Origin of the sequence: Streptomyces sp. NBC_01190 (assembly GCF_045039895.1) — a bacterium.
GTDB lineage: Bacteria > Actinomycetota > Actinomycetes > Streptomycetales > Streptomycetaceae > Actinacidiphila.
The window spans coordinates 2093096-2117923 of sequence record NZ_CP108580.1; the positions used below are offsets into that span (position 1 = coordinate 2093096).

19 protein-coding genes are annotated in these 24828 nt (G+C 74.9%); 8 read left to right on the top strand and 11 right to left on the bottom strand.

The features are described 5' to 3' along the window. Positions 1-351: 351 nt before the first annotated feature. On the top strand, positions 352-492 hold the full coding sequence (locus OG519_RS08895) for a hypothetical protein (protein ID WP_405580920.1): 141 nt from the start codon (positions 352-354) through the stop codon (positions 490-492). A gap of 169 nt (positions 493-661) precedes the next feature. On the opposite strand, the gene OG519_RS08900 is transcribed toward OG519_RS08895, so the two are convergent. After that, positions 662-1903, bottom strand: a complete 1242-nt coding sequence (locus OG519_RS08900) for an NAD(P)/FAD-dependent oxidoreductase (RefSeq protein WP_405580922.1) — start codon at positions 1901-1903, stop codon at positions 662-664. A gap of 250 nt (positions 1904-2153) precedes the next feature. On the opposite strand from OG519_RS08900, the gene OG519_RS08905 reads away from it, so the two are divergent. Next, a complete protein-coding gene (locus tag OG519_RS08905) occupies positions 2154-3524 on the top strand; it encodes a sensor histidine kinase (RefSeq protein WP_405580925.1) in 1371 nt (456 codons plus the stop codon). A 34-nt stretch (positions 3525-3558) separates the two neighbouring features. Here OG519_RS08905 and OG519_RS08910 read toward each other — a convergent pair whose 3' ends face one another. The 3 genes from OG519_RS08910 to OG519_RS08920 form a co-directional block, all read right to left on the bottom strand. Beyond that, positions 3559-4350, bottom strand: a complete 792-nt coding sequence (locus OG519_RS08910; RefSeq protein WP_405580928.1) for an alpha/beta fold hydrolase — start codon at positions 4348-4350, stop codon at positions 3559-3561. 83 nt (positions 4351-4433) lie between these two features. Next, the gene (locus OG519_RS08915) at positions 4434-6764 is read right to left on the bottom strand and encodes an AAA family ATPase (RefSeq protein ID WP_405580930.1); all 2331 of its coding nucleotides are present in this window, start codon (positions 6762-6764) and stop codon (positions 4434-4436) included. Positions 6765-7045: 281 nt separating this feature from the next. Beyond that, positions 7046-7684, bottom strand: coding sequence for a response regulator (locus OG519_RS08920; RefSeq protein ID WP_405580932.1), 639 nt, complete (start codon positions 7682-7684; stop codon positions 7046-7048). Between the two features lie 606 nt (positions 7685-8290). Between OG519_RS08920 and OG519_RS08925 the strand changes: the two genes are divergently transcribed. The 4 genes from OG519_RS08925 to OG519_RS08940 all read left to right on the top strand — a co-directional run bounded on the left by OG519_RS08925 (position 8291) and on the right by OG519_RS08940 (position 11469). After that, entirely contained in the window at positions 8291-8926 is a 636-nt protein-coding gene (locus tag OG519_RS08925; protein WP_405580934.1) for a class I SAM-dependent methyltransferase, read from the top strand. A 118-nt stretch (positions 8927-9044) separates the two neighbouring features. After that, the gene (locus OG519_RS08930) at positions 9045-9977 is read left to right on the top strand and encodes an N-acetylmuramoyl-L-alanine amidase (protein ID WP_405580936.1); all 933 of its coding nucleotides are present in this window, start codon (positions 9045-9047) and stop codon (positions 9975-9977) included. Positions 9978-10251: 274 nt separating this feature from the next. Next, a complete protein-coding gene (locus tag OG519_RS08935; protein WP_405580938.1) occupies positions 10252-11037 on the top strand; it encodes a hypothetical protein in 786 nt (261 codons plus the stop codon). 144 nt (positions 11038-11181) lie between these two features. Beyond that, positions 11182-11469: a hypothetical protein gene (locus tag OG519_RS08940; RefSeq protein ID WP_405580940.1), complete on the top strand. Its 288-nt coding sequence runs from the start codon at positions 11182-11184 to the stop codon at positions 11467-11469. Between the two features lie 26 nt (positions 11470-11495). Here OG519_RS08940 and OG519_RS08945 read toward each other — a convergent pair whose 3' ends face one another. From OG519_RS08945 to OG519_RS08955, 3 genes are read right to left on the bottom strand one after another with little or no spacing between them, the layout of a single operon-like run. Further along, on the bottom strand, positions 11496-12575 hold the full coding sequence (locus tag OG519_RS08945) for a prenyltransferase (RefSeq protein WP_405580942.1): 1080 nt from the start codon (positions 12573-12575) through the stop codon (positions 11496-11498). Further along, positions 12572-13306 (bottom strand): class I SAM-dependent methyltransferase, encoded by a 735-nt coding sequence (locus OG519_RS08950; protein WP_405580944.1) that lies wholly within the window; start codon positions 13304-13306, stop codon positions 12572-12574. The genes OG519_RS08945 and OG519_RS08950 overlap by 4 nt, the downstream gene beginning before the upstream one ends. Next, the gene (locus OG519_RS08955; protein WP_405580945.1) at positions 13306-14829 is read right to left on the bottom strand and encodes a glycosyltransferase family 4 protein; all 1524 of its coding nucleotides are present in this window, start codon (positions 14827-14829) and stop codon (positions 13306-13308) included. Before OG519_RS08955 ends, OG519_RS08950 begins: the two co-directional genes overlap by 1 nt. Positions 14830-15169: 340 nt before the next feature. Here OG519_RS08955 and OG519_RS08960 point away from each other — a divergent pair, with 340 nt between their 5' ends. Together OG519_RS08960 and OG519_RS08965 are read left to right on the top strand one after the other, a co-directional pair. Beyond that, positions 15170-15850, top strand: coding sequence for a TetR family transcriptional regulator (locus OG519_RS08960; RefSeq protein WP_405580948.1), 681 nt, complete (start codon positions 15170-15172; stop codon positions 15848-15850). 235 nt (positions 15851-16085) lie between these two features. Continuing rightward, positions 16086-16748, top strand: a complete 663-nt coding sequence (locus tag OG519_RS08965) for a LuxR C-terminal-related transcriptional regulator (protein WP_405580951.1) — start codon at positions 16086-16088, stop codon at positions 16746-16748. A 37-nt stretch (positions 16749-16785) separates the two neighbouring features. On the opposite strand, the gene OG519_RS08970 is transcribed toward OG519_RS08965, so the two are convergent. From OG519_RS08970 to lanKC, 4 genes are all read right to left on the bottom strand, one after another. Continuing rightward, on the bottom strand, positions 16786-18600 hold the full coding sequence (locus OG519_RS08970; protein ID WP_405580954.1) for an ATP-binding cassette domain-containing protein: 1815 nt from the start codon (positions 18598-18600) through the stop codon (positions 16786-16788). After that, positions 18593-20464, bottom strand: a complete 1872-nt coding sequence (locus tag OG519_RS08975; RefSeq protein ID WP_405580957.1) for an ATP-binding cassette domain-containing protein — start codon at positions 20462-20464, stop codon at positions 18593-18595. Before OG519_RS08975 ends, OG519_RS08970 begins: the two co-directional genes overlap by 8 nt. An 874-nt stretch (positions 20465-21338) precedes the next feature. Beyond that, positions 21339-21464: a SapB/AmfS family lanthipeptide gene (locus OG519_RS08980; protein WP_405580960.1), complete on the bottom strand. Its 126-nt coding sequence runs from the start codon at positions 21462-21464 to the stop codon at positions 21339-21341. A 106-nt stretch (positions 21465-21570) separates the two neighbouring features. Next, positions 21571-24534 carry a class III lanthionine synthetase LanKC gene (gene lanKC / locus OG519_RS08985; RefSeq protein ID WP_405580963.1) on the bottom strand — a complete coding sequence of 988 codons (2964 nt, stop codon included), beginning with the start codon at positions 24532-24534 and terminating at the stop codon, positions 21571-21573. Between the last annotated feature and the right edge of the window lie 294 nt (positions 24535-24828).

Here is a 24828-nt window from a genome sequence, read left to right on the forward strand (position 1 = left end):
ATGGCCCGGAAAGCACTCGTCTCACCCAGCCGCCAACTGCCGCCCAGCACCCGATCGTTCAGGGTCCGGACGGTTGCCGCGCCCCCGGCCGCCCTACCGGAACCGGCCCCCGCGCCCGACCGCGCGGCGGTAGCCGAGAAAGAGCGGACACGCCGGGCGGGGGCGGCGATGACGGCGTGGACGCGATCAGTAGACTCACCGCAAGTCGCGCACGCGGGTACCCAACGTGACGGGCGCCAACTGGCGTGTCCACCGCACGGGTTCACTCTTTTCGCGCGTTTCCGGCGCAAGCCGGCTGACCGTTCGCGGGGAACGGCGGCACCGTTACAGGGGAATACGGGGAGACCTCACATGTCCAACACATCCATGCCTGACCACGCGGCCCATGACACCTCGGGCCGCCACCGCGGCCCGGCCTCGGCCGATGACACCGAGCGGGCCGAGAAGGCACCGCAGCCGCACGGCAAGCACCGCCGCACGTCGGAGAGCTGACAGGGCCGGGGGGCTGACACGACCGGCGGGGCTGACGCACGGAGAAGCACTGACGCGCTGACGCTCAGCCGGAATGACCGCGACGCCCTGTGGGCGTCGTACCGACCGCCCGCCGCTGCCTCCTTCCGGAGGGAGCGGCGGGCGGTCGGCGTTGACGCGCCTCGGCGCCTCAGCGCCGCCGGCCGTCGAGCCGGTCGGCGAGCACCTCGCGGGCGGCCCGCGCGCCGGATGCCAGGGCGCCCTGGACCGAGCCGGTGGCGCGGTGGTCGCCACAGACGTAGCGGCCGGGCGAGAACCTGGTGCTGCGGCTCAGCGGCCACGGCGGCGGCATCGCGGGCAGCGCCTGCGTCACCCGGTACTCGCCGACCGGCTCCCACTCGGAGGTCTCCGTGTCGTACAACTCCGCGAGGATCCAGCGGAGTTGGGCGTCGTTGGGGACATCGGTGGTGCCGAGCACCGAGGTGGAGATCAGCGCCCGCCGGTCGGGGCTGTAGGTGGGGGCGACCTCGGTCAGCACCACGGTGTTGAGGATGCGCCGGGCCGTGTCGGTGAGCAGCGTGGGTTCGTTGAGCGGCGAGACCGGGGCCGCGTGGTAGTAGGTGGTGACCGAGCGGGTCGGTGGCCCGGCGAGCCCGGAGAGCAGGGTCACCGCCGCGCCGGGCCCGGTCGCCACGACCACGGCGGGCGCCGTCTCCTCCCGTCCCTCGGCGAGCAGCACGCCGTCGTCGGTGAGCCCTTTCACCCGCGCCTCCAGCCGCAGGGTGCCGGGCGGCAGTCCGGCGGCGAGCTGCCGCGGCGCCGCGCCGATGCCCTCGGCGGGCAGGCAGAGGGTGCCGCGCAGCATCGAGCGCCACACGAAGTGGAAGAAGCGGCTCGACGTCTCCAGCTCGTCCTCCAGGAACACCCCGGAGAGGAACGGCCGGAAGAGCGTCTCGACCAGCTCTTCCGACATCCCGGCGTCGGCCAGCGCGGTGCGGGTGGTGCGTTCCGGGGCGCGTTTGATCAGCCGGGGCGGTGTGAGCAGGTCCCGGCCGCCGAGCAGGGCCAGCGCCGCCAGATCGCGCGGCCCCGCCAGCCGCCCCGGCGTCGGCAGCAGGTCCCCGCTCTGCCGGGGCCGCCGCGAGGGGTCCACGAACCGCAGCCGGCCGCGCGGGGTGTGCAGCAGCACGCCGGGCGTGAAGGGCCGCAGCCACAGCTCCCGCAGCCGCAACCGCCGCTTCACCTGCGGGTACGAGGTGTTGAACACCTGGAAGCCGCGGTCGAGCCGGAAGCCGTCCCGTACATCGGTCCGCATCCGGCCGCCGACGGCGTCGGACGCCTCCAGCACCCGTACGTCGAGACCGGCCGTGACCAGGTCGCCCGCACACGCAAGACCGGCCATGCCCGCACCGACCACCACCACGTCCGCCATGCCGTACTGCGTACCCCGGGAAGGGCCGGGAAAGCCCGCGACCGTCCCGGCTGCCCCCGCTTGGCGGCATCCCGGGCCCGACCGGGCCCACGCGGCGGCGCTCGCCCGGCTCGCCGGACCGGCGGCGGGCTGAACCCCGGTCGGGCCCGTGATCGCGTCCGGTCCGCCGGCGCGCCCATGACATTTGTCCTGGCCGCCCGTGGACATTCACCTCTGCCCGGGCGGGCGCCCGCTCCGTACCGTCAGGAGCATGACCCGGGTACGGACCCGGGCCGGACGAGAGACGGGGGTCGTGATGGCGCTGATCGGGGACGCCGAGGACGCCGAGGACGCGGTGCGGGACGGTGCGGCGGGGGCGTCGGCGGCCGGGAGCGGGGCCTCGCCGGGCGTAGGCGCCGCTACCGGCCGGCGGACGTGGCGGCCGAACGGGTCCCGGCCCTTCGACGAGGAGATCGAGCGGCTCAAGGGCCCGGACGGCAACGCGCTGATCGGCTGGCTGCTGATGGTCATCGGCCCGGCGGCCGACATCGTCAACGGGAAGGTCGGGCTGCCCTGGCTGGCCTGCGCCGGTCTGGCCGTCTTCTGCGTGCTGTACGTGGCCACCGTGCGGACCGCGTTCGCCAGGACCACCCGGTCGGGGCCGCTTCCGGCGCGGCTGCTCGGCGGCCTCGCCTGCGTCCAGCTCGCCCTCGCCATCGGCTACGGCGGCAACTTCGTCCTGCTGTCGGTGCTGGTGTCGCTGTGCGTGGGCAGCGTGGCCAGGAGCCGGCGGCATCTCGGTCTCGCGCTGACCGCGTTGAGCGCGACGGCCGGGACCGTCGCGGGCCTGCACCACACCGGTTTCTGGAACACCATCGGCCTGGCGTACGGCATTTTTCTCTCCGGGCTCGTCGTGTCGGTGATCATCACCCTCTTCCACGCGGTGGACCAGCTCAAGGCGACCCGGCAGCGGCTCGCCAGGTCGGCGGTCGCGGAGGAGCGGATGCGGTTCGCCCGGGACCTGCACGATCTGCTCGGCCACACCCTCTCGGTGGTCGTGGTGAAGTCCGAGGCCGCCCGCCGGCTCGCGCCCCGCGATCTCGACGCCGCGCTGGTGGAGATCGCCGACATCGAGTCGGTCGGCCGGCAAGCCCTCACCGAGATCCGCGAGGCGGTCACCGGTTACCGCGAGGGCAGCCTCGCCGGCGAACTGGACCGCGCGCGCTCCGCGTTGACCGCCTCCGGCATCGAGGTGGAGTTCCAGGAGTCGGGCCCGCCGCTCCCCCCGCAGGCCGAGGCGCTGCTCGGCTGGGTGGTGCGGGAGAGCGTCACCAATGTCGTACGGCACAGCGGGGCGACGCGGACCCGGATCGAACTCGGTACGGCCGGGGGACGGGCCCGGCTGACCGTCACCGACAACGGCCGCGGCCCGCGACCCGCCGCCGACCCGGCCGACCCGGGCCGCTCCCCCGCCTCGGGCCGGGAGCCGGTCAGCGGCACGGGCACCGGCAGCGGCAGCGGACTGCGGGGGCTGACCGAACGCCTCGCCGCGGCGGGCGGCTCCCTGACCTCGGGCGCCGCCCAAGGGGGTGGCTTCCGGGTCACGGCGGTAGTGCCCGTCGAGGAGGACACCCCGGCGTGACGCGGCACAGCCGGCCCGCGGGGGCGGCAGCCCCTCAAGCGGCCAGCAGCTCGGCCAGTTCGGCGGGCTGGGCCAGGTGGGGGAAGTGGCCGCCGGCCGGGAGGACGGTGACGGTGACCTCAGGCAGGGCGGACTCCAGCCACTGCCGGTAGTCCGGGTTCACCTCGCCGCCGCTCACGTACCGGTACGGGATGCCGCTCGACCGGATGGCGGCCAGGTCGCGCAGCCGGCGGGCGGTGAACTCCTCGGCGGGCGTGTCGATGATCTCCTGCCAGTAGCCGAGGAGGAGGTCCTGCCGGGGCGTGGTCGCCGTCTCGACCAGTTTCCTGGCGGCCGGCGACAGCAGCTCGATCCGCATCCGGGCGAGCATCGACGCCCACACCTCGCCGTACGCCGGGCCCCGCAGCACCGGTTCCGCCCGGCGCAGCACCTCCCCGAAGGCGCCGATCAGCAGCGGCTGGTCGACGTTGACGACGCCCCGGGCCGGATGCCGGGCGGCGTATCCCGTCGCCAGCGCGCCGCCGAGCGAGTGCCCGACCAGGACCGGAGCGTCGAGCCCGGCGTCGGTGACCGCCTCGTGGAGGGCGTCGATGATCCGCTCGCTGCGATAGGAGTCGCGCCGGGGTGAGTCGCCGTGTCCCGGCAGGTCGAAGGCGAGCAGCCGCCGGTCCGGGTCGGCGGTCGCCAGCTCGGCCAGCAGCGGACCCCACTGGCGCCGGTCGTAGGAGAGGCCGTGCAGGAGGACCAGGGGCGCCCGGTGGTCGGCGGCGCCGCGGCTGTCGGCGGCGAGGCCGCCGTAGAACTCGGTGCGATGGGTGAGGCTCATATCCGGTTCCCGTCTCTGGTGCGTGGTCCAAGCGCTGCCCAGAAGGCGTGCATCGGGGGTGCACAGGCTGTACGTGACGCCGGTCACACCCGCCAGCGGGCCGGACCGCCGGGCGCGGGCTGGTAGCGGAAGAAGCGGCCGGTGCGCAGGGAGGCCCGCAGGTGGGCGCCGGCCAGCGGCGCCGCCGCTTCGATCCGCCGGACGGTCGTCCACAGCGTCCGGGTGGCGTTGACGCGGGCCCGTTCGGCTTCACCGCTCGGGGTACGGGGCCGGCCGCCGAGACCGGTGGCCCGCCGCAACTCGGCCAGCAGCGCGGTGCGTTCGGCCTGGCCGGCCGCGGCGGCCTCGACGTCGCCGGCCCGGTCGGCCGCGTCGAGCCGTTCGCCGAGCTGGTCGAGGCGGCGGCGGTAGGCGGTCCTCGCGGCCGCGTCGAGCAGCGGGTCCGCGCCTGCGGCCCGCAGGCCCGCACCGCCCGCGACGAGGTCCAGCGCGGCGATCTCCTGTCCGGGCGCGGCCAGCAGCGCGCGCAGATAGTCCATACCCCGGCCGTCGCGCAGGCGCACCGTCTCCTCGCCCGCGTCGAGCCGCCAGTCGTCGCCGTCGCGGCTCAGCCGCCACTCGTCGGCCGGCGGGACGAGTGCGGCGAGCAGCCCGTCCATCGCCAGGCGCTCGGCGATCGACCGGGCCTGGGCGAGGTCGGCGTCGGCCCGCGCGCGGTCCGCGGCGGCGTCACGGGCGGTCAGCGCCCTGGCCCGGGCGACCAGGGTGTGCGCGAGCCAGGGCAGGGCGCCGTTCCGCCGCTCCAACGCTTCCGCGGCGTCGAAGTGGGTCACCGCGGTGTCGAGCCGGCCGAGCCGGGTGGCCAGCCGGCCGAGGTAGTCGTCGACCGGCCCGGTGATCGTGTTGGCGCCGCCCCAGACGACCAGCCGGCCGCGGTACGGGTGCAGCGCCTCGTACAACGCCCGCGCGCTCGCCTCGTCCCCGACCCGGGACGCGACGACCGCCAGATCGGCGAGCACGCCCAGCCAGCGCGGCCCTGATCCGGCGAGGACGGCGGGCAGCAGGCGTTCGAGGTCGAGACCGGCCTCGGTGTCGCGCCCGCACTCCACCAGCATCCGGGCGGCGGTCGCCTCGAAGAAGTGGCCGGGGAGGCGGCGGGCCAGTGCCTGCCACGGCTCCACCAGGGCGGCGAAGTCGCCCCGGATCGCGGCCCGGCCGCCGCGCAGCGTCCCGACGAGCCGGTCGGTGTCGGCGAGGCCGGCCCGGCGGCCCCGTACGGCCACCTCGGCCGCCAGTTGTTCGGCCGGTTCGAACCGGCCGCGGACGGCGGCGAGCATCGACTGCCGCGCCAGCACCACGACGGCCGCCTCGGCGTCCCCGGCCAGTTCGCCGGCCCTGGCGTAGGCGGTGAGGGCGGCCTCGGCGGCGCCCAGGTCGCCCAGCTCGGCGAGGGCGGTGAAGCGCCAGAAGAGGCCGCGCCGCTCGGCCGGCGCGTCGCCGGCCCGGCGGGCCAGCGTCACGATCTCCGAGGCGGTGGCGAGCCGCTCGTGCGCGGCGGCCGGGTCCCACAGCGCGTGCAGCCGGGAGTCGAGGACCTCGGCGACCGTGCCGGGGCTGCCCGCGGTCCGGGCCAGCGACAGCGCCTCGTCGATCAGCTCGCGCCTGCGGCTTCCCGCCGAGGGGTCGCCCAGCAGTTCGCGGGCGAGCCTGGCCAGCAGGCGGGCGCGGGTGGCGGGTTCCGGCGAGCGCGGGGCGGCCTCTTCCAGCAGCCGGATCAGGCCGGCGTCCAGGTCGAGGAATGCGGCGCGGGACGGCGTCGTCAGCGCCAGGTGTACGACGGCGTCGATGGGGGCGTCGGCGGGGGCGTCGAGTGCGGCCAGTTCGCGGACGAGGCCGAGGGCGGGGCCGGGCAGGCCGGCCGAGAGCAGCCAGATCGCGTGCGCGGCCTCGGCGGGCAGCCCCTCGGCGAGGGTGGCGATTTCGGGCTCGGTCAGCCCGCGCAGCCGCAGCTCCGGTGTCAGCCCGACGGGGTCCTCGGCGGTCGCGAGCAGCGCGGTGGCGGTGGGGGCGAGGTGGGCGGCGAGTGGGGCGAGGAGGTCGAGAAGGGCCTGGCTGGGCCGGTCGGGGCGGTCGGGCCGGTCGGGCCGGTCGATGTCGTCGGCGAGGAGGAGGTGGGGGCCGGGGTGGCTCGTCAGCGTGTCCAGGAGCTGGTCGGGAGGGGCGAGGCGCGCCCCGGTCGTGCGGAGGACGGGCATCCCCCGCTCGCGGGCTAGCCGCGCGGCGGCCTCGACGAGGGCGGTCTTGCCGACCCCGGGTGGGCCGGTGAGGACGAGGTGGCCCCCGGTCCCGGCTGCCGCCCGCTCCAGGAGCGCCGCGACCGCGGCGAGCTCGCCACGGCGTCCGATCAGGGTCACTTCCGCAGCGTAGCCGCTGGCCGCTCGGGCCCACCGACGCTGCGCCCCTCGGCGTTGCCTTGCCCCTGGGCGGGGCCGGCCCTGTCTGCGGGGCGGCGTTGTTGTCTGCGGGTGGATGCGTGGCTGAGCGCGCAGTTCCCCGCGCCCCTTGAGGTCCGGTGCTATGCCGCTCGGCATCGACTTACCCTCGCGGGCCCGGCCGTGTCCGCAGGGCGGCGTTGTTGTCTGCGGGTGAGTGTGTGGCTGGGCGCGCAGTTCCCCGCGCCCCTGGGGTTCTGGCGCTAGAGCCAGCCGTTTTGCCGGGCCGCGCGTACCGCTTCTATGCGGTTGCGGGTTCCGGTCTTGCCGATCGCCGCGGAGAGGTAGTTGCGGACCGTCGACTCCGACAGGAACACCCGGGTGGCGATGTCGGCGACGGTCGCGCCGTCGGCCGCCGCGTTGAGCACGTCCCGTTCCCTCGGGGTCAGCGGATTGGGTCCCGCGCTCAGCGCGGCGGCGGCCAGCGCCGGATCGATCACCCGCTCGCCGCGCAGCACCCGGCGGACGCTGTCCGCCAGCTCCTCCACTGGTCCGTCCTTCACCAGGAACCCGGCCGCCCCCGCCTCCATCGCGCGCCGCAGATAGCCGGGCCGGCCGAAGGTGGTCAGGATCAGTACTTTGCAGGACGGCAGCAGGTCGCGCAGCTCGGCGGCGGCGTCCAGGCCGCTGCGGCCGGGCAGTTCGATGTCGAGCAGCGCGATGTCCGGCCGGGTGGCGAGGGCTTCCGGCACGATGCGGTCGCCTGCCGCGACCTGGGCGACGACCTGGATGTCGTCCTCCAGACCGAGCAGGAGGGCGAGGGCGCCGCGCATCATTCCCTGGTCCTCGGCGAGCAGTAGGCGGATTCCCCGCCCACCCGGACCTTCGACGCTTCCGCTCATCCCCCAACCCTAGGAGTCCCTCCGGGGGTTCTCCCTGGCGGGGCGCCGCGGTTGTCGGGGTGACCCCTCTGGGTACTGGCGCTGCGACGTTGAACGTAGCGTTGCCCTCGCGGGCCCGGTTTTCTGTCTGGCGCGACGCGCTTGTCTGCGGGTGGGGCCGTGGTTGCGCGCGCAGTTCCCCGCGCCCCTGAGGTTCCAGCGCTGCACCCCGCAGCGTTGCCTCGCCGTCCTGGGACCGAACCTGCCGGTTCCGCGGTGGCTAGGCGCGCGGCGCCCGCCAGGCGGAACCGGGCCCGCGAGGGTAAGTCGACGCCGAGCGGCAGAGCGCCAGAACCCAAGGGGCGCGGGGAACTGCGGGCCCCGCCACACACCCACCCGCAGACAACAACGCCTCCCCGCGGACACGGCCGGGCCTGCGACGGCAAGGCAACGCCGCAGGGGGCAGCGCTGTGACCCAAAGGGGAGCGGGGAACTGCGCGCCCAGCCACGCAACCACCCGCAGACAAACGCGGCGCCCCGCGGGCAGGGCCGGTCCTGGGAGGCCGCCGCCGCCCGGCGGCCCACCGGCGCGGCGGCCCGGCGACCCGCCGAACTAGGCTGAGCCGCATGACCGATGTGCTCGCGGCATTCGAAGCCGCCAAGGGTTTCATGCCGCTGGCCGAGGGCCTCGCGCTCCACGCCGCCGCGAAGGAGGCGGCCTCGCTGGGGCTGCCGCTCCTGGAGGTGGGTACCTACTGCGGACGCTCCACCCTCCTGCTGGCCGAAGCCGCGGCGGGCGGCGGCACCGTCGCGGTCACCGTGGACCACCACCGGGGCAGCGAGGAGCAGCAGCCCGGCTGGGAGTACCACGACCCGTCCCTGGTCGACCCGGCGACCGGGCGGATGGACACCCTGCCGACGTTCCGCCGGACGCTCCACGCGGCCGGTCTGGAGGACCAGGTGATCGCGATCGTCGGCCGGTCGCCGCTGGTGGCGAAGGTGTGGCGGCAACCGCTCGGCCTGGTCTTCATCGACGGCGGCCACACCGACGAGCACGCGAGCGCCGACTACGCGGGCTGGGCGCCGCTGCTCGCCGAGGGCGGCCTGCTGGTGATCCACGATGTCTTCCCCGACCCCGCCGACGGCGGTCAGGCCCCGTACCGCGTCCACCAACGGGCCCTGCGCTCAGGCGTGTTCACCGAAGTGGCGGTGGAGGGTTCACTGCGGGTGCTGCGGCGGGAGCCCGGCGACTTCCCCGCGTGACGGGGGCGGCCGTCGGGACCCCCGGGGGCTGTGGGCGGGGGCTGCCCCCGGGCCTGACCGCGGCGGGCCGGTGCGGGGTCGGTGCGGGGCCGCGGAGCGGGCCGATAGAGTCACTGGCGTGTTCAGCAACGACTCTCGCGGGGGCGGCCGTCGTGCTGTCCCCCGTGTCGGGGCAGCCGTGGGTGCGCTGGGCCTCGCGGCGTGTCTCGCCGGGTGCGGGGCCGGGTCCGGACACGCCGCACAGGCCCGGAACGGACAAGGCGGACAAGACGGAAGCGTCGCGCTCGCGCCGACCCGGGAGACCACGTCCTCGGCGCCGCGCCCACCGGCCTCCCCCACCCCCGCGGCCGGGCGGAGCGCCGGAGCCCTGCCGCTCGCCGGAAAGGTGATCGTGCTCGACCCCGGGCACAACCCGACCAACTTCGAGCACACCGCGGCGATCAACCGCGAGGTCGACGTCGGCAACGGCCGCAAGGAGTGCGACACCACCGGTACGGAGACCGACGCCGGCTACCCGGAGGCGTCGTACACGCTGGACGTCTCGCACCGGGTCAGGGGGCTGCTCGAAGCGCGCGGCGCGAAGGTCGTACTGACGCAGGACGGGAACCGGCCGTGGGGACCGTGTGTGGACGAGCGGGCCCGGATCGGCAACACGGCGCACGCCGACGCGGCGCTGTCGATCCACGCCGACGGCGCCCCCGCCGCGGACTACGGCTTCCATGTGATCGCGCCGAAGTCGATGCGGTCGGGCGGCGCGGACACCCGGGCGATCGCGGCGCCCTCGTACCGGCTGGCCACCACGCTGCGTTCGCACTTCGCCGCGGCGACGAAGGAGCCGTATGCCGACTACCTCGGCGGCGGCACCGGATTGATGGTGCGCGACGACCTCGGCGGCCTCAACATGTCCACCGTCCCGAAGGTGTTCATCGAGTGCGGGAACATGCGCAACGCGCACGACGCGAAAGCGCTGACCGACCCGGCCTGGCGGCAGAAGGCGGCAAGAGGCATCGCCGACGGCCTCACCGCGTTCGTGACGGGGTCGAGCCGGTGAGGGGCGATGACAGTCGATGGCAGGCGAGGACAGGCGAGGACAGTCGATGACGGGGAATGACAAGGCGGTGGCGCTCCGGTATGGATCGTGCACCAATGGGCCTACCCATCCCCCGAGTCAAGATCACCGCCGTACGATGGGGCACCGCCCGATCGAACTCAGGTCGCCCGAAAACGGCTCCACGCAAGCCGTGTGAAGACAAGTGACCGCAACTGACGACGAAGGAACAGGACCTGACGTGAACATCCGCTCCCTGACCCGAGGAGATGGCGCGGTGATCGGAGCAGCGGTGCTGCTGCTGATCGCCTCGTTCCTGCCGTTCTACAGCGGCGGTTCCGACTCGATCAACACGTGGCACTCGGAGCTCTTCCCGATCCTGCCGTCCGTCACGCTGGCCGCGCTCGCGGCGGCCGTCGCGGTGGTGCTGACCAGGTCCGGGCAGTTCAACGGCCGGCTGCTGCTCGGCCTCAACCTGGAGCAGTGGACCGTCGCGCTGTCGCTCTTCGCCGGCTGGACGGCGCTGTGGGCGACGCTGTTCCGCAGCTCCGGCATCCTCGACAAGGGTGCGGGCAACTGGCTGACGCTGCTCTTCGGGCTGGCCATCGCGGTCGCCGCCCCGCTCTCCAACAAGCTTCCGGCGCTCAAGGCGCCGCTGCTCAACGCCCCGCGCCCGGCCGCGCCTTCGTACGGCACCGGCGCCCCGCTGGGCGGCGCGCAGCCGTACGGCGCCGCGCCGCAGACCGGCTACGGCTACCCGGGCGGCGCCCAGTCGGCCGAGCCGTCCTATGGCCAGGCCGCGGCCCAGCAGCACGCGGCGCCCTACGGCACCCAGCAGCAGGGCGCGCCCCAGGCGCCGGCCGCGGACTTCACCGCTTTCTGGTTCGCGGTGCCGGTGCCGCGCCCGCTGTACGCCGAGGACGGTACGGGCGGCCAGATCGCCGAACTGACCCCTGGCACCTGGTACCTGGCCGTGGACCAGCGCGGTCCCTCGCTCATCGCCCAGACGCAGGACGGGCGGCGCGGCGTGCTCCAGGACAGCAGCGGTATCCAGCGCGGCTGATCGCCACGCCCGCACCACCGGTGCGGGGCGCGGCGGCCGGTCACCCCTTTCCTGGGGTGGCCGGCCGCTTTCTTTCCCGGTGGCAGCGCTTTTTCCCGGGAACGGCGCGGGTTTCAATCACCCGAACGGGGCAATGCGGTGGTCATGGCCAGACGGTATGGCGGCAACCCCGCCGCGGTGATCATTCTCATCGCCGCAGACATCGCTGCACTGATCCTGATCCTGTGGATCCTCTTCTTCTGTTTCGACGCCAACCGCGCGAACGACTTGGTGAACTGGGTTCACCATTCGGCGAACTGGCTGGCAGGTTGGTCGAAGGACCTGTTCACCGTGCACAACCTCAAGTGGCGCACGATTCTCAACTACGGCCTGCCGGCCGCGGTTTACCTGCTGATCGCACACGCCATCGCGGGGCGGGTGAACCGGGCCTGACGGCCCGGTACCCGGCCCCCGCCGGTTCAGCAGCAGTCGGGCGCAAGGCCGTCCGGCAGTCGTTCGCCTCCGAATACGGCGGTGGTCGCCTCGTCCCCCCCGAGTGCGGCCATCGCCAACAACATGGCCCCGGCCGTCCACGTGGTGCGCTCGACCGGCCACACCTCTTCGTTCTCGAACTCGTAACCCGTCCAGTACAGGCCGTCCTCGGCCCGTAGCCGCTGGATGTCGGCGAGTATCCGCACCGCCCGGTCGGACTCGCCCACCGCCCAGAGGGTGAGCGCGAGTTCGGCGCTCTCACCGCCGGTGACCCACGCGTTGGGCAGCACACAGCGCACCCCGTGACCGGGGACCACGAAGCGCGCCCAGCCCTCCGCTATCCGCGCCACGGCTCGCGGCCCGCGCAGCGCCCCGGACAGCACCGGGTAGTACCAGTCCATCGAATACCGGCTCTTGTCGAGGAACCGCTCCGGGTGCCGGCGGATGGCGTGGCCGAGCGCGCCGGTGGCCAACTCCCAGTCGGGCTGCGGCTCCTCACGGTGCTCGGCGATGGCCAGCGCGCAGCGCAGCGCGTGATGGACCGATGAACTCCCGGTCAGCAGCGCGTCGGTGACGGCCGCCCCGGAGGACTCCCGCTTCCAGCCGATCTGTCCGCCCGGCTGCTGGAGCGCGAGCACGAACTCGACGGCCGCGTGGACATGGGGCCACAGCCGGTCGAGGAAGGCGTCATCGCCGGTGGCCAGGTAGTGGTGCCAGACGCCGACCGCCGGATAGGCGCAGAAGTTGGACTCCCGGCCGCGGTCGACGGGCCGCTCCGGGTCACCGTCCTGGTACCCGGCGTACCAGGAGCCGTCCCCGTTCTGGTGCCGGGCCAGCCAGCGGTACGCGGCCTCCGCCCGCTCGTGCTCACCGGCCGCGTCCAGGGCCATCGCCGCCTCGACGTGGTCCCACGGGTCCAGGTGGTGTCCGGGGAACCACGGGATGGCGCCGTCCGGGCGCTGAACGGCCGCGATGGCGGCGACGGTTTCGGCGGCCTGCTCCGCGCTGAGCACACCGGGCAGCACCAGCCGTTCGACGCTGCCCTGCCCCTGACCCGACCAGGTCACTTGACCGCGCTCTCGGGCAGGTGCGGCTTGGTCGCGTAAGCCACGAAGCTCTTGCCGATCACCGGGTTGAGCGCCTGCTCGGCGACCCGGGTGGCCAGCGGTTTCCGCATGATGTCCCAGACCAGCAGCTTGTGGTAGAGCTTCACCGGCAGCGCCTGGTCGTTGTCCACGCCGAGCGCGCACTTGAGCCACCAGTAGGGCGCGTGCAGGCCGTGCGCGTGGTGGGTGCCATAGGGTTTCAGGCCCGCCTCGCGCATCTTGCCGAGGAGTTCATCGGCCTTGTAGATGCGGATATGGCCGCCCTCCACCTCGTGATAGGCGTCGGACAGCGCCCAGCAGACCTTCTCCGGGCCGTAGCGCGGCACGGTCACCGCGATCCGGCCGCCGGGCCGCAGCACCCGGACCATCTCGGCGAGCACGCCCTTGTCGTCGGGTATGTGCTCCATCACCTCGGAGATGATCACCACGTCGAAACTGGCGTCGGGAAAGGGGAGGCGGAGCGCGTCGCCCTCCATCGCCACCGCCGAGGCCCCCCGCGGCGCCTCGCCCTCCTCGGCCATCGCCGCGAACCACTTGGCGACCTCGCGGATCTCGGCGCCGTCGCGGTCGAGGGCGACCACCCGCGCCCCGCGCCGGTAGCACTCGAACGCGTGCCGTCCCGCCCCGCAGCCGAGGTCGAGCACGCGGTCGCCGGCGGCGAGCGGGAAGCGGGTGAAATCGACGGTCAGCATCAGCGATTGCTCCCCACGGGGGTACCCGTTTCTGCGGTGGTGGCGAACCCGGCGGCGCCCTGGACTGCGGCGGCCCCGGCCACCGGGCCGGCTACTCCCGCCACCGGCCCGGCGCTCGGTCCGGCGGCTTCGGCCGCGACCGGCCCTGCGCTCGGCCCGGCCGCCTCCGTCGCGAGCCGCCCAGCGGGTTTCGCCGCGAGACGGTCCGTGGCACGGCCCGCCGCCGGCCGAGTGCGCGACTGTGCCGCGATCGCCTGCCGGTAGAGCTCGGCCGTGGACTGGGCGGCGCGGGTCCAGGTGAAGCGGGCCAGCACCCGGGCCCGGCCCGCCGTGCCGAGGCGGTGGCGCAGCTCCGGGTCGCCGAGCAGCCGGTCGAGCGCGGCGGCCAGGGCGTCGGCGTCGCCCGGCGGCACCGCCAGACAGGTCTCGCCGTCGGCCCCCGCGACCTCGGGAATGGCGCCGCCGGTGGTGGCGACCAGCGGTGTGCCGGTGGCCATCGCCTCGGCCGCCGGGAGCGAGAAGCCCTCGTAGAGCGAGGGCACGCAGGCCACTTGGGCGCTGCGGATCAGGTCGACCAGTTCCGCGTCGCTGATCCCCTTGACGAACTCGACGGCCCCGCCGAGCCCGTACCGCTCGACGGCCTCGGCGACCGGGCCCTTCCCGGGGCGGGTGCCGACGACCACCAGGTGCGCGTCGGGGCGGCCCGTGCGCAGCTTCGCCAGCGCCTCGACGAGGAAGACCAGGCCCTTGAGGGGGACATCGGCGCTGGAGGTGGTGACGATCCGGCCGGGCACCTCGGCCACCGCCGGGTCGGGCGAGAAGAGCCGGATGTCGGCGCCGATGGGCACGGTGTGGATACGGTCGGGCCGCACCGCGAGGTCCTCGGCGATCTCGTCCCTGGAGGAGCCGGAGACGGTCAGCACGGACGGCAGCCGCCGCGCGACCCGCTTCTGCATCCGCGTGAAGCCGTACCAGCGCCGTACCGACAGCCGCCGCTTCCACGTAGGGGCGGCGGCCAGTTCGAGCCTGCGGTCGACCGTGATGGGGTGGTGGACGGTGGTGACCAGTGGCAGGCCGAGGCCCAACAGGCCGTAGCCGAGCGTCTGGTTGTCGTGCACCACGTCGAAGTCGGCGCGCCTGGCGGCGAGATGGCGGCGGGCGCGCAGGCTGAAGGTGAGCGGCTCCGGAAAGCCGCCGGTCCACATGGTGGCGACCTCCAGCGCGTCGATCCAGTCCCGGTACTCGCCGCGGCCCGGTGTCCTGAACGGGTCGGGCTGGCGGTAGAGGTCGAGGCTGGGCAGTTCGGTGAGGGTCACGCCCTCGCCCAGCGCGTCGAGTACGGGGTAGGGCTGGGCGCCGATCACCTCGACGTGGTGGCCGAGCGCGGCCAGTTCCCTGGCCAGATGCCGTACGTAGACGCCCTGGCCGCCGCAGAAGGGGTTGCCCTTGTAGCTGAGCAGGGCTATCCGCAACGGGGCGCCCGGAGACGGTACGGAGGTCGTGGCGGCCCCTGGTGAGGTCACACAGACCCCCTTCTCGCTGCGTTCGGGCCGGAGCGGAACCGGCCGCGCTAATCTAGAACAAGTTTCAGACTTGATGGTACAGAAGGCGCACCGGGCGCCGGACGGCCCGGCCGGGACCGGCCGGTTCAGGTCCGGCTCGGACCGGGCCGGTCAGCACGGCCCGGTCGCCGAGGCCCCGTTGCCGCGGGGCGATTGCCGCGGGGCCGTTACAGCAGGACCGTTACCGCGGGGCCTCGAAAGATGATCCCCAGGCGATCCCGGCGCCACCCGCGCCCCGCCCCGGCCCCGCCTGCCATCATGCACACCCCCGGACGAGCGGCACAGCGGTGAGGCGGCACGCATGGCACCACGGACAGCACAGCCGGTCGGCGGCGCCGGCCCCGCCACCGCCGCCAGGCCGGCGCCGCTCCCGCTGACAGAGCGTCAGGAGGCCCGGCGCCGCCACATCCTGGACGCCAGCACCCGGCTCGCCTGCCGGGGCGGCTTCGACGCGGTGCAGATGCGGGAGGTCGCGGAGATCTCGGGGGTGGCCCTCGGCACCCTCTACCGCTACTTCCCCTCCAAGGTCCATCTGCTGGTCGCCACGATGGAGGACCAGCTCCGGCTGCTGCGCCGGGCGCTGCGCGCGCGGCCGCCGGCCGCCGCCGCACCCGCCGACCGGGCCGCCGAGACCCTGCTCCGTGCCTTTCGCGCGCTCCAGCGCGAACCGCAGCTGGCCGACGCCATGGTCCGGGCGCTGATCTTCGCCGACCGGTCGGTGAGCGTGCAGGTCGCCACGGTCTCCCGGCTGACCAGCACGATCATCGTGGACGCGATCGGCCCGGGCGCGGCGGGCCAGGACGCGGAACCCGGCGGCGCGCTGCTCTCGGCGGTCCGGGTCATCGAGTACACCTGGCACGCGGCCCTGGTCGGCTGGCTGTCGGGGCGGACCACGGTGGCGCAGGTCACGGCGGACATCCGTACGGTGTGCGGTCTGCTCGACCCGTGCGTCCCGGTGGCCCCGGCCGTACCCGGCGCATGAGGCCTGTCCGGGCGGCGTGCGGCAATCCGGTTTCCGCCCCCCAAGCCTCGTAACGCCCCCTGGCTGCCTCCGGTTGAGCGGAAAGGGTGCCCCACCGGGCGGAGCGCCCGGGTAGGAATGGATGGCGCGACGGGGGGCGCATGGTCCGTTGACCCGCCTGCGGTCGTACCCATGGGACGACGGGCACGGCGTGATCAGGCGACGACACGAGGTGAACCAAGTGATACGCGTTCTGGTGGCTCATGACACATGCCTGCTGCGTTCCGCGCTGGCGGCTCTGCTGGGCAAGGAGCCCGACTTCGACGTCGCGGACACGGAGTGGCCCGGCCTCTTCGCATCGGGGCGGGCGCTGAGACCCCAGGTGTATGTGGTCGACGCGGACTGTCCGGGCTGGCGGAGTCACGTCGGCGCGCTGAGCGGCCCGCCGGCCGGCAGCCGGCACCGCAAGCCGCACGGGCTCGGCCGCGGGCCGCACGGCCGGGCCGGTACGGACGCCGGGTGCGGCGGGTACGCGCCGCCGTCGCTCGTGGTGCTGACCGGTCCCGGCAAGCCGGGGGATCTGCACCGGGCCCACGAGGCGGGGGCGCTGGGTTTCGTCAACAAGGAGCGGTCGGCGGACCGGCTGCCCGCGGCGGTCCGCCGGGCGGCCCAGGGGAAACGGTTCGTCGATGACTCGCTGGCGGCGGAGTTCCTCCAGGCGGCGGACATGCCGCTGACCCGGCGGGAGTTGAGCGTGCTGTCACTTAGTGCCGAGGGCGCCTCCGTCACGGAGATCGCCCGCAGCCTGCACCTGTGCAACGGCACGGTGCGCAACTACCTCGCCGCGATCACCCGCAAGACCGGTGCCCGCAACCGGGTCGACGCGATCCGGATCTCCCGGGTCGAGGGCTGGGTCTAGGGCTGGGTCCAGGGCGGCGCGAACTCCGCGGTCCGGCTCAGATGCGGTCGCGCTCAAGGGCGGGCGAGCGGTGCGGGGTTGGCGGGGGCGGGGGCGGAGGCGGCGGCGAGGGCGAGGGCGGGGACGGGGCCGCCGACCAGCCGCCCACCAGGTCGCGGTAGAGCGGGGAGCGCGCGGGCAGGTCGTCATGGGTCCCGTACACCGCCCGGGTGCCGTCGAGCACCAGCACCCGGCGGGCCCGGCGGGCCGAGCTGATCCGGTGCGCGATCACCACCAGGGTGCCGCCGGGGCGGGCGGCGAAGGCGGCCTCCGCCACCGCCTCGGCGGCCGGGTCCAGATGGCAGGTGGCCTCGTCGAGCAGGATCAGCCCGGCGGGGGCGAGGTAGGTACGGGCCAGCGCGATCAGTTGCCGCTCCCCCGCCGACAGCGCGCCCGGCTCGACCTCCGCCGTCAACCCGCCGATCGCCGCGACGAGCCGGCCGGCGCCGACCGCCCGTACCGCGTCGAGCACGGTGTCGTCCGACGGCTCCGGCCCGCACAGATAGCGCAGGTTCTCCGCCACGGTGCCCCGGAAGACGTAGGCCTCCTGCGGTACGAGGGCGGGCGGGCCCGCCGGGGTGGTCACGGTCCCCCGGTCCGGCCGCAGCAGTCCGGCGGCGAGCGCCGCCAGGGTGGACTTGCCGATACCGCTCGGCCCGACCACGGCCAGGTGGTCACCGGGCGCCACCGACAGGTCGAGGCCGAGCAGGACGGGTTCCGCGGCGGGGCCGTAGGCGAAGGTGAGGCCGGTCAGCCGGAGCGCCGGGGTGCTCGCCGGGCGCGGTCGCGGGCCGGGCCGGTCGCCCGGGACGGATTCCGCTTCCGCCGGGGCCGGTTCCGGCGCCGGTTCTGCGGACGGTTCCGGGGACGTGTCGTCCGTGGCGGTGATACGGGTCATGACGACGCCGAGGCGGGTGCCGGCGGCGCTCAGGGTGTGTACGAGGTTCTGGAGGGCGGGCTGTACGGACTGGGTGAGGTAGCTGAGGGCGCCGAGCAGGGCGCCGGGCGTGATCCGGTGCGTGCTGAGCAGCCACGGGCCGCCCACCAGCAGCAGCACGACAGGGAGTTGGCCGCCGACGGCCAGTGCGGCGGCCCGGGCGACGCCCCAGCGGGCCAGCGAGCGGGTGGCCAGCAGGCCGGCGTCGATCAGCGTGTCGGCGCGGGCGGCCATCGGCTCTTCCGCGCCGCAGGCGGTGATGTCCCGCAACCCGCCGGTGAGGGCCCCGAGTTCCTCGGCGAGGGCTTCGTCGGCGGCGAGATAGGCGTGCTGACGGCGGGCCAGCGGGCGCAGCGACAGAGCGAAGAGGGCGATGCCGGCGGCCAGCGGCGGCACCACGATCAGCAGGGTGAGGGGCGCCAGCGCGCACAGGCCGGCCAGCGCGCCGGCCGCGGTGAAGACGAAAGACCGCAGTACCAGGACCAGGCCGCCGAAGGCGTCCCTGGCGATCTCCACCTGATGCGTCAGCCGTGACACCACGGAGGAGTCGCCGGCCCGCCCCCTGGCCACGGCGGCCCGCAGCCCGCCCCTGACCACCCGGCGCACCAGCAGATCGCGCAGCGGCTCCACCAGCGCGGCCAGCGCCCTGAACACCCGGGACGTCCCGTAGGCACCCATCGGTACGGACACCGCGGCCAGCGCCAGCCACCCCATGCCGGTGCCCGGCCGCCCCTTGAGAAACCCGTCGTCCAACGCCCGCGCGAGCGCGTACCCCAGCAAAAAGGTCTGCCCCGCCTCCAGCACGGACCACCCGGCAAGCACCCCCAACGCCCCCCGGCGCGCCCGCAGATACGTCCCCGGCCGGATCTCAGCCACGCCGACCCACCTCCGCCGGCACCGGAGCGGGCCCCGACGCGAAAAGATCCCGATACACCGGGTCCGACCACAACTCCCCATGCGGGGCCACCGAACGAAGCCGACCACCCTCCAGCCAGGCCACCAGATCCGCACGGGCGGCGGTGGCGGCGCGGTGGGTGATGAGGAGGCGGGTGCGGCCGGCGTGGGCGCGGGCGAGGGTGGCGGCGACGCGCAACTCGGTCACCGTGTCGAGGCTGGAGGTCGCGTCGTCGAGGATCAGCAGCCGGCCCGCGTGCGCGAACGCCCTTGCCAGGCCGAGACGTTGGACTTCGCCGCCGGACATCGGCGCGTCGGCCCGCAGCGTGTCGTACCCCTTCGGCAGCCGCCGGACGAAGGTGTCGGCGCCGGCCGCCCGCGCGGCCTCGGCGGTGGCCTCCGGCGGCAGGGCCCGTGGGCCGAACGCGATGGCCTCCCCGATCGTCCCGCCCAGCAGCACGGGCCGCTCGAAGGCGTACGCCACCGCCGCCCGCAGTTCGGCCCGGCTCAGCTCGGGCAGCGCCCGCCCGTCGAGCAGCACGGTGCCCTCCTCGGGATCGACCAGCCGCCCGGCCAGCGCCGCCAGCACCGACTTCCCGGCCCCCGACCGTCCGACCACGGCCACACACGCCCCGCCGGGCACCAGCAGATCGAGCCGGTCGAGCACCACCTCACCCCCTCGCACGGCGGTGACCCCCCGCAGCTCCAGCGTCCCGGGCGGGCGCCCGCCCGGAGTTCGCCGCCTAGCCGGTGCGCGGCCGGCCGCCGACCCCGCGCCCACGACCCCGCGCACCGGCAACGTCTCCTGCGTCGGGGCGAGTTCGCGCCGCCGCTCGCCCGCGGACCGGTCGAACGGGGCGCCGGTCTCGGACGTGTCCGTGCCGTCCGGCACGCCCGCCGGGAGTCGCCCCTCGCCGTGGGCACGGACCGGGACGGCCAGGACCGCGGCGAGCCGGGTGGCGGCGGACCGGCCCCGTACCAGGCCGCCCAACTGTCCGACGACCAGGCCGATGCCGGTGGCGAGCGTGGCGTAGCGGGCGGCGGCCAGCAGATCGCCGACGGAGAGGGCTCCCTGGGCGAGCCGGATGCCGCCGACGGTCAGCACGATGATCTGGAGGAGGGGGACGAGGACCGCGGCCTGGGCGGTGGCGCGGCCTTGGACGTGCCACATGCGGTGACCATGGGCGGAGAGTTCGGGCAGCGGACGCAGCACGCGGGCGTTCTCCCGCTCCTCGGTTCCGGCCGCGGCGATCGTCCGGGCGCCGCCGAGCGCCTCCACCAGCCGGGCGGCGATCCGGCCCTGGGCGTCCTGGTAGCGGGTCACGCAGTCCGAGGAGGCGCGGGCGAAGCGCCGGACGAGGAGGACGAGCGGTGGCGCGCCGACCAGGAAGGCGGCGGCGAGCCAGGGGTCGGTGAGGCCGAGGGCGACGATGCCGCCCACCGGACCGATGAGGGCGGCGGGCAGGGCCGCCGCGGCGACCGGCGCGCTGCCCGCGTCGGCGGCGTTGCCGACCAGCCGGGTCACCAGGTCGCCGCCGCCGGGGCCGGTGTCCGCCGCGGGACCGGCGGCCAGCACATGGCGTACCGCCCGGCGGCGCAGGCCCGCGGTGAGGTGCGCCGCCGCGGTCGCGCCGAGCATGTCGGCCCCCGCGCCGAGCACCACTTGGGCGCCGACGGTCGCCGCGCAGACGGTGATCCAGCCGCCCGCCGGGCGGCCGCCGAGCAGCAGGTCGAGCGCGTGTCCGAGGGCGGCGGGCAGCCACAGCGCGAGGCCGGTGCCGGCCAGCCCGAGCAGCGCGAGGAGGCCCAGCCGGCCGGCACCGGTCCGCGCGGCCCCCGTCAACACCCGGCCACCCGCGCCCGGCCCGACGACACCCGACTCCACCCCGGAACCCCGACGACGGCCGGCTACCGGCTCAGCCCGGCCAGGCGGCACACCCGGGTCAACCGGGGCGGTCTTGCCAGGCAGGGAAGCCCGGTCAACCGGGGCAGCCCGGCCAGGCAGGGAAGCCCGCTCAACCGGGGCAACCGGGTCCGCCGGGGAGGCCCGATCAACGGGGGCAGACCGGCCAGACGCGACAGCCCGCTCAACCGGGGCAGGTCGGCCAGGTAGGGCAGCCGCGTCAAGCGGGGAAGCCAGGCCAGGCGAGGCAGGCCGGTCAGGCAGGACAGCCCGGTCGGCCAGGGAGTCCCGGCTAGACGGGACAGCCCGCTCAACCTGGGCAGCCCTGCCAGGCGGGGCAGCCGGGTCAGGGGAGGCAGGTCGGCCAGGCGGGGAAGGCCGGTCACGCGAGGCAGCCGGGCCAGCGGGGCCAGCCGGGGAAGCCGCGGCATCGCCCCCGTCAGCCGATGGCGGACGCGCAGCCCGGTCAACCGGGGAAGCCCGACCAGGCAGGACAGGCCGGTCAACCGGGGCAGCCGGGCCAGCAGCGGAAGCCGGGCCAGGCGGGGCGGACCGGTCGAGCGGCGCAGCCGGGGCTTCGCCCCTGGCAGCTGATGGCGGGCGCTCGGAATCTGGTGGCATGGACGGCATCTCCTCGCACACGGGCGCGGTGGGGGCGCCGGGCACGCCCCCGGCCCCGGCGTCCGGGGCGTGGACGGCCGGGGCCGGAAGCGCTGCTCAGGGGGCGCCCGGCGCCCGGCCGCAGGGAAAGACCGGGTGGTGGCGCCGGTGGCCCGGGGCGGACGGACCGGTGATCCGCCGCCCCGGGCCGGGTGGATCAGAGACAGATCAGGAAGCTGACCGAGCTGATGCAGCCGATCAGGCTCAGCGAGCTGGCCGGCTGTCCGCCGCCGCCGTTGCCGTGCTCGACGGGCTCGAGGTTCTGGAGGTCGAGAAGCGCCATGGTGGGTTTCCTTCCATCGATTTCATCGGGCTTGCACAGGAACTCGCCAGAACCGCACGAGTGGAAAAGCTGGTGGTGCTCGGTCCCGGTCGCAGCCGGAACCGGTTCATGGGGCCGTCACCGGGGACGGCGGGAGGAAGGGCAGGCCGGCCGGGGTGTCCCCCAGCGCGGCGCCCAGCGCGAGCAGGCAGCCGGCGGTGCCGGTGCCGAGGTCCATGGAGAGCCGCATCATCTGGTTGCCGGGAAAGGCGAGGCCGCCGCCGTAAGGCATCCCGTACCAGCCGAGGGCGTCGATCTGCGCGGCCAGCGCACCCTCGGGCACGCCGGGCGTACTGGTCCTGGCGAGGTGCAGGACCATGCCGGCCCGGCCGGCGAAGAGCCCCGGCTGCGCGTAGAGCCGCAGGGTGGCCGCCCGCACGATGTCGAGTCTGGCCTGCTCGAAGCGCTCCGCGGTGGCCGGGTCCGGCGCCGCGCCCGCGCCCCTGACCAGGCCGGCATAGTCGTCCAGGACCAGGCCGATGCCCGCGCTGCCGTCGCCGACGTACGGCATGGTGCGCCAGCCCTCGTCGACTTCGAGGCAGCCGCCCGGGCTCTTCACGCAGGAGTCGAGGTCCAGTTGGAGCGCGCGGGCCGCGTGGACGAGCAGGGTGGGGGCGCCGGTGCGTTCGTAGAGCCGCAGGAAGAGCAGCGCGGGACCGGTGGAGCCGCGCATCAGCCCCGCGCGGCGGCGGGCGCCCCCGCTCTCCGACCCGGCGGCGAGCCGTCCCGCGACGATGCCGGCCGCCTCCAACGCCCGCTCCCGCAGGGCGGTTTCGCCGGTGGTGCGGGCGAGGTGCTCCAGGACCAGGCCGATGCCGGCCAGCCCGCCGTTCAGATCGGAGGACAGCCGCTGCCATTTCTCGGCGAGCAGGACGCGTATCAGCTCCAGCGCGCGCTCGGAGTGGCCGAGCAGGTCCAGGACGTAGGCGATGCCGGCCAGCCCGTCGTAGAGGCCGAGTGGGATGCCGTCGGGCAGCGTCCGGGTGTGTTCGAGCAGCCAGTGCTCACCTTCCGCGTACCGGGGCTGCCCGGTCCCGGCGAAGGCCCAGAGCACGCCGGCCGCGCCGTGGGCGATCCCGAGGCCGCCGCCGGGCGAGAACTGGGCGATGTCCCCGGGGAAGAGCCGGTCCGCCCGCTCGGGGGTGGCCGAGGCCAGGATCGCGGCCGTCATGGCCTTTGACGCGGCCGCCCAGTCACCGGGCCGGGCGGGCAGATAACGGTCGGCCGCGCCATCGAGGCGATACGGGTCGGGGTGCCGGGCGGCGCGCGGGTCGTGGCCCGAGTGGCGCCGCTGTTCGGGGTGCTGGGCCCGGTTCCGCCGGGCGGCGGGCTCCGCGGCCCGGCCGGTGGTGACCAGCGGCGCCCGCGGCGAGGGCACCATCGCTTCCGCGCTCACCGCGGGCCGGGCGTCGTCGGCGCCGGCGAGCGCCGGGGAGATCCCGCCCGACACCCCGCCGAGCCGCCGCCCGCTCTCCTGCTCCGCCGACGGCCCGGCGGACAGCCCCGCCGACAGCCCTGCCGTCGGTTCGGCCAGCGGCCCCACCAACAACTCCACCGGCCGCGGTGGCGTCCCCGCGCCCGGCGGCACCTCGCGGGTGATCTCCGCGACCGCCTCCGCCAGGAACGACCGCGGCACCGGGAACTCCGCGGCGATCACCTCGGCGAAGTGCGCGGCCTTGGCGCGGTCGATGGCGAAGAGGGTGGTGACGGGCAGGAAGAGGGCCAGCCGCAGACAGGCCAGGGCGTAGCGGTCCACGTCGTAGCCGCGACGGTCGCGGGGGGCCACGAAGCCGGGGTGGGCGACCGACTGGCGGCCGCGCTCGATGGCGGGCGCCGCGGCTTCGAAGTCCAGCAGCGACACCCGCTCGCCGTCCGGGCCGATCATGATGTTGAACATGTGCAGGTCGTTGAAGACCACCCCCCGGGAGTGCACCGCGGCCACCGCGGCCTCCACCCCGGCGTGCACGCGCAGCGCCCAGCGGGTGTAGTCGGCGACCACCGCCGGGTCCGGCGCCGGCGTCAGCAGCGGATGGCGCGACCCGAAGAGGGAGTTGAGCGGTTTCCCCTCGACGAAGTCGATCACCAGGAAGCGGTGGTCGCCGACGGTGAACCAGTCCCGTGCCTCGGGGGCGACGCCGAGCCCCGACAGCCGTCGCAGCGCGTCCCGTTCGCGCTCCAGCCGGGTCACCGCGTCCGCGCCGTCGGAGGCGAGTCCGGCGTGCGGCCGGCCCTCCTTGAGTACGACCTTCTCGCCGGTCCTGGTGTCGGTGCCGGTGTAGACACCGCCGCCGTTGGAGAAGTGCAGCGCCTGCTCGATGCGGTACGGCAGGTCGGCGACGGTGGTGGCGTTGCGGGCGGCCAGGTGCGGGGCGAGGAAGGCCGGCAGGGTCACCCAGCCGGGCAGGTGGAAGGCGGGTGACCGGTCGTCGGGCACCAGCCGCCCTTCGCCGTCCTCGACGGCGGGCACGAGGGTGCCGTGCTCGCCGACGCAGTGGCGCTTGGCGAAGGCCCCGTACCGCACGTAGAGCGGTCCCTGGCGCCAGCGCAGGTCGGTGAGGATGTACGGGCCCGGCTCGCCGTCGAGCAGTTCGCCGAGCTCCTGGAGGACCGCCCGCAGCATGACGTCGTCGGCCGGGTAGATGGTGACGAATTTACCGCTGGTGTCCCGCCCGGCGTACTTCGAGTTGCGCAGGTGCAGCAATTGCGGACCCGGCACGAATTTGAACGGAATCTGCCGCGGAACGCAGTAGTCCCAGACTTTCGCCGCCACCTTGTCCGCGTTGTCGAGCCCCGCGGAGACATGCACTTTCCAGCCCTGGGCGGGATAGGCGGTGGCGCCGGCCGGCGGGTCGATGTGCAGCCAGTCCCCGTTGCGCAGGGTGCGCCAGCCGGGCGGCGGCTCGCGGCGGGCGGTGTCGAAGAGCGCGACGCCGCTCGTCTCCGCCGGGGAGTCCGGGCCGGCGGACAAACGGTCGAGGCTCTCGTAAAAGTAGCGGTCCGCGAGACAGAAAACCTCGTAGCGGTTGTCCATCGATCCCCCTTCAGCGGCGACGGGGAGAGATTCGCACATCGCACGGAAAGCGGAGAAGTCACCGATGTCATCTGATGACCGTGCAGAATGCACGGTCGCGCCGGGTTCCGGGTCGGGGTCCGCACGGCGCACGGGGCGGGGTCCGCACCGGCACACCGCGCGGGCACGGGACCGGTGACGGCGGCTTCCGGACCGCCGCCGGCCGCCGGGACGCGGCCGCGATCACCCTTCCGCCGGTCCCGTCAGGGCCGCACCCGGCGGACTTCAGCGGTGCACCCAACCAACAGGCTGACG